Genomic DNA, 4,783 nt, shown 5'->3' on the forward strand with positions numbered 1-4,783 from the left:
CGGCATCCGGCCCCCGTCTGCGTTTCTCAGGACCCCCATTCCAGCGCTCCTGAGAGGATGGGGGCATGGCTCGCATCCTGAAGCTCGCCCGCAGGTACTGGGTGGTCGCCCTCACGCTCGGCATCGGCCTGGTCGGCATCGTGCTCGCGCTCACCGGCGCGGGCGCCGCCGTGCCGTGGATCTTCAGCATCTACGCGCTCGCGGTGGCCGCGTGGGAGGCGGTCGGCATGGTCCGCGACATCATGCGCGGGCACTGGGGCCTCGACATCCTCGCGGTGACCGCGATCGTCGCGACGGTGCTCGTCGGCGAGTACGTGGCCGCCCTGCTCGTCGTGCTCATGCTCACGGGCGGGGCCGCGCTCGAGGACTACGCGAACCGGCGGGCCAAGCGCGAACTCGACGCGCTGCTGACCCGATCCCCGCAGCACGCGCATCGCATCGAGGGCGACGCGATCGTCGACGTTCCGGCGGGCGACGTGCAGGTCGGCGACGTGCTGCTCGTGCGGCCGAGCGAGATCGTGCCGGTCGACGCGACGCTGCGCTCGCAGGAGGCGGGCTTCGACGAGTCCTCGATCACGGGCGAGTCCGTGCCGGTCGAGAAGGGGCCGGGCGACCTCGTGCTGAGCGGTTCCATCAACGGCCAGTCGGCGGTCGAGGTCGTCGCCGCGGCATCCGCTGCCGACAGTCAGTATCAGCAGATCGTGGCCCTCGTGACGGCCGCCGCCGATTCGAAGGCGCCCGTGGTGCGCCTGGCCGACCGGTATGCGGTGCCGTTCACCGTCTTCTCGCTCGCGCTCGCCGCGCTGGCCTGGTGGCTCTCGGGCGACCCGGTGCGCTTCGCCGAGGTGCTCGTGCTCGCGACGCCGTGCCCGCTGCTCATCGCGGCGCCCGTCGCCTTCATCGGCGGCATGAGCCGCGCGGCCCGCAACGGCGTGATCGTGAAGGGCGGGGGAGTGCTCGAGCAGCTCGCCGCCGCGAAGACCGCCGTGTTCGACAAGACCGGCACGCTGACCCACGGCTCGCCGACGCTCGTCGCGGTGCGGCCGCAGCCCGGGTTCGGCGCCGACGAGCTGCTCGGAGTCGTGGCGTCGGCCGAGCAGTACTCGTCGCACGTGCTCGCGACCTCGATGATCCAGGCGGCGAAGGATCGCGGACTGCCGTTGACCGAGGCCGAGTGGGCGCGCGAGGCGGCGACGAACGGCGTGACGGCGAAGGTCGGCGGCCGAGAGGTCGTCGTCGGCAAGTTCGCATTCGTGCGCGACCACGCGCCCGAGGCCGAGCCGACCGAGATCGCGCCGGGCGAGCTGGCGGTCTACGTCGCCGTCGACGGACGCTACGCGGGGGCGCTGCTGGCGAGCGACCGGTTGCGCGACAACGCGCGGGCCACGCTCGAGCGGCTCGCCGAGCTCGGCGTGCACAACACCATGATGCTCACGGGTGATGCGCAGGCGACGGCCGACCACATCGCCGCCGAGCTCGGCATCACCAGGGTGCGCGCCGACTGCCTGCCCGCCGACAAGGTCGCCGAGGTCGCCGCGATCGCCGAGCGCCCCGTGATCATGGTCGGCGACGGAGTGAACGACGCGCCCGTGCTCGCGGCCGCCGACGTCGGCATCGCGATGGGCGCGAAGGGCGCCACGGCGGCGAGCGAGTCGGCGTCGGCCGTCATTCTCGTCGACGACATCTCGCGCACGGCGAAAGCCGTCGAGATCGGTCACGACACCGTGCGCATCGCACTGCAGAGCATCTGGCTCGGCATCGTCGTGAGCGTCGTGCTCATGGTGATCGCCGCGTTCGGCGTCATCCCCGCCACGATCGGGGCGCTGCTGCAAGAGGTCGTCGACCTGCTCGCGATCCTCGCGGCGCTGCGGGCGATCGGCGGGCGACTCGATGCGAAGACGGCGAAGGATGCGGCCCCGGTGCGCCGCCGCGAGGCCGCCGCCGCCGGGTGACGGCCCGGCACGGCCGGGTGCCGACCCGGCGCCGGGCCCGCCGACAGCACGGCCCGCGGGGTGGTCACAACTCGGTAACACCGCGAGGAAAAGGCGTGACGGCACTTGCGTCGGGTTTGTTCGTAAGGTTTACTAACAAACGTGACTGCAACGGATGCACAGCGAGGCTCCATCACGGAGCCGGCACCCCCCACCTCCCCGGTGGTGCCCGAGTCGTTCGCCGCGTCCGCCCCCGGCGCCGCCATCTTCGGCCGCTCGCGCGCCCTGCGCCCCACGGGCAAGGTGCTGCCGGAGCACGCACGTCACCACAACCGCGCGCTCGTGCTGCAGACGCTCTACAGCACCGGTGCCCAGAGCCGAGCGGATGTCGCACGCGGCACCGGCCTCACGAGGGTCACGGTTTCCGACCTCGTCGCCGATCTCATGGCGGAGGGGCTCGTCATCGAGCTCGGGCAGCGCGAAGACGCCCGCCCCGGCAAGCCGGCCACGCTCATCGACGTCGACCGGGCGGCCTTCCACATCATCGTCGTCGACCTCTCGGAGCACGAGGTCTTCCGCGGCGCGGTGGCCGGCCTCGAGGGCCAGATCATCGCCCGCGACGAGATCGCCCGCGACGGTGCCACCGGCGAGGAGGCCGTGCAGCTCGTCGAACAGCTCGTCGAGCGGCTGCTGACCCGCACCACGACTCCGGTGCTCGGCATCGGCATCGGCTCGCCCGGTGTCGTCGACCCGCTCGGGGTCGTGCGTTCGGCACCGAACCTCGGCTGGCACGATGTCGCCCTGCAAGAGCGCATCGCCGCCCGATTCGCCCTTCCCGTTCACGTCGCCAACGACGCGAACGTGGCCGTGCTCGCCGAGCACGGCTCGTCGCACCACGACGACCTGCTGCTCGTCAAGATCGGCCACGGTGTCGGTGCGGGGCTCATCATCGGCGGCCGACCGGTCATCGGCGGCGGCTTCGCGGCAGGCGAGATCGGCCACGTCGTGGTCGGCACCGACGGCGGCCCGCGCTGCGCGTGCGGCCGAGACGGATGCCTCGAAACCTGGCTCAGCGTGCCGCGGCTGACCGCCCGGCTCGCAGAGCTCGGGGGCGAGCCCGACGGTGCCGAGGCGGCATCCGCTCGCGACGACGTCCTTCGCGAAGCCGGTCGCCGGCTCGCGATCGTGCTCGCGCCGGTCGTCGGCGCGCTCAACCTGTCGGAGGTCGTGCTCAGCGGCCCCGCCCGATTGCTTGACGGCGTGTTCCACGAAGCCGCCGTCGACACGCTCCGGAAGCGGACGATGGCGGAGTTCAACCGTGATCTGAGGCTCCGGATGTCCGAGCAGGCGGAGGACATCGTGCTCCGCGGCGCGGCCGTCATGGTCCTTTCCGGACAACTCGGGGTCACCTAGCTGACCCGCCCCACCGGGATGCGTTCACCCGAACCGATCCCGGCGCACCACAACCCCACCCAAGAGAAGGAAACCGCAATGAAGAGGAAGTACGCAGTCGCGGCCATCGCAACCGCCGCCGCTCTCGTTCTCGCAGGCTGCAGCGCGACCGGCGAACCCGCCGACGACGGCTCTGCAGAAGGCCAGGACATCACGCTCTGGCTGATGGGCGGCGACACGCCCGATGCGCTCCGCGACTACCTGAAGTCCGAGTACGCCGACGTCACGGGCGGCACGCTGACGATCGAGGAGCAGGGCTGGGGCGACGCAGTCGCGAAGCTCACGACCGCGCTTCCCGACGCCGCGAACACCCCCGACGTCACCGAGATCGGCAACACCTGGTCGCCGACCTTCACCAACGCGGGTGCCTTCACCGACCTGTCCGACATGTACGACGAGCTCGGCGGCGACAAGCTGCTGACCTCGTTCGTCGAGGTCGGCGAGGTCGACGGCGCGCAGTACGCCCTGCCGTACTACTTCGGCTCGCGCTACAACTTCTACCGCAAGGACATCTGGGACGCGGCCGGCAAGACCGTGCCGACCACGCTCGAGGAGTTCGGCGACACCGTCACATCGCTGCGCACCGACACCCAGTCGGGCTTCTACATCGGCGGCTCCGACTGGCGCAACGGCATCTCGTGGATCTTCGCCAACGGCGGCGAGCTCGCGGTGAAGGACGGCGACAAGTGGGTCGGCGCACTGTCGTCCGACGAGTCGGTCGCAGGCCTCGAGCAGTTCCAGGACCTCTTCACGGGTGCCTCGAACGCTCCCGTCACCGAGTTCGACAGCACGCCGTGGGTCAACATCAACAACAACGACGCCACGGGCGTGCCCGAGGCCGCGACGATCATCGCTCCCGGATGGGCGCACTGGTCGATCGGCGACCTCGCTCCGGACCCCGAGGACGCCACCAAGACGGTCGCGACCTGGAACGACGACGTGTTCGGCACCTTCGTGCTGCCCGGCGTCGACGGCGGCGTGGCCCCCGTCTTCGCCGGCGGATCGAACATCGCCGTGTCGGCGGCCAGCAAGAACCAGGCCGGCGCCAAGGAGCTCATGAAGATCATCTTCTCCGAGGAGTACCAGACGATGCTCGGCGAGAACGGCCTCGGCCCGGCCAACCTCGACTACGCGTCGAGCCTCGGCGACGACCAGTTCGCCAAGGCCCTCATCGAGTCGGCCGCCGGCTCGAAGCTGACCCCCGCCGCACCCGGTTGGGCCGCGGTCGAGGGCGCCGGCATCCTCGAGGAGTTCTTCGGCAAGGTCTCGGCGGGCGGCGACGTCCCCGCGCTCGCAGCCGAGTACGACGAGAAGCTGAACGAGCTGCTCAACTAGCGAGGAGTGTGGATGCCGCGGCATCCGCCACCTGCACCATGCGGGGCCGCGGGCGAGACTTCGCC

The 4,783-nt window shown here is 71.0% G+C and carries 3 protein-coding genes; all 3 read left to right on the forward strand.

Annotation, left to right across the window (positions count from 1 at the left end; genetic code table 11):
* Nucleotides 1–65 precede the first annotated feature (65 nt).
* The 3 genes from ACWGST_RS16875 (at nucleotide 66) to ACWGST_RS16885 (ending at nucleotide 4,718) form a co-directional block, all read left to right on the forward strand.
* Nucleotides 66–1,952 (forward strand): heavy metal translocating P-type ATPase, encoded by a 1,887-nt coding sequence (locus ACWGST_RS16875; RefSeq protein WP_452047824.1) that lies wholly within the window; start codon nucleotides 66–68, stop codon nucleotides 1,950–1,952.
* 201 nt (nucleotides 1,953–2,153) lie between these two features.
* Nucleotides 2,154–3,344 carry an ROK family transcriptional regulator gene (locus ACWGST_RS16880; protein WP_452047826.1) on the forward strand — a complete coding sequence of 397 codons (1,191 nt, stop codon included), beginning with the start codon at nucleotides 2,154–2,156 and terminating at the stop codon, nucleotides 3,342–3,344.
* 78 nt (nucleotides 3,345–3,422) lie between these two features.
* Entirely contained in the window at nucleotides 3,423–4,718 is a 1,296-nt protein-coding gene (locus tag ACWGST_RS16885) for an extracellular solute-binding protein (RefSeq protein WP_452047825.1), read from the forward strand.
* Nucleotides 4,719–4,783 lie beyond the last annotated feature (65 nt).

The organism is Agromyces sp. NPDC055520 (genome assembly GCF_053619715.1).

What these genes read in the sequence shown, in the direction of transcription:
- ACWGST_RS16885 (WP_452047825.1), top strand. Translation starts at nt 3,423, where the DNA reads ATGAAGAGGAAGTACGCAGTCGCGGCCATCGCAACCGCCGCCGCTCTC.
- ACWGST_RS16875 (WP_452047824.1), top strand. Translation starts at nt 66, where the DNA reads ATGGCTCGCATCCTGAAGCTCGCCCGCAGGTACTGGGTGGTCGCCCTC.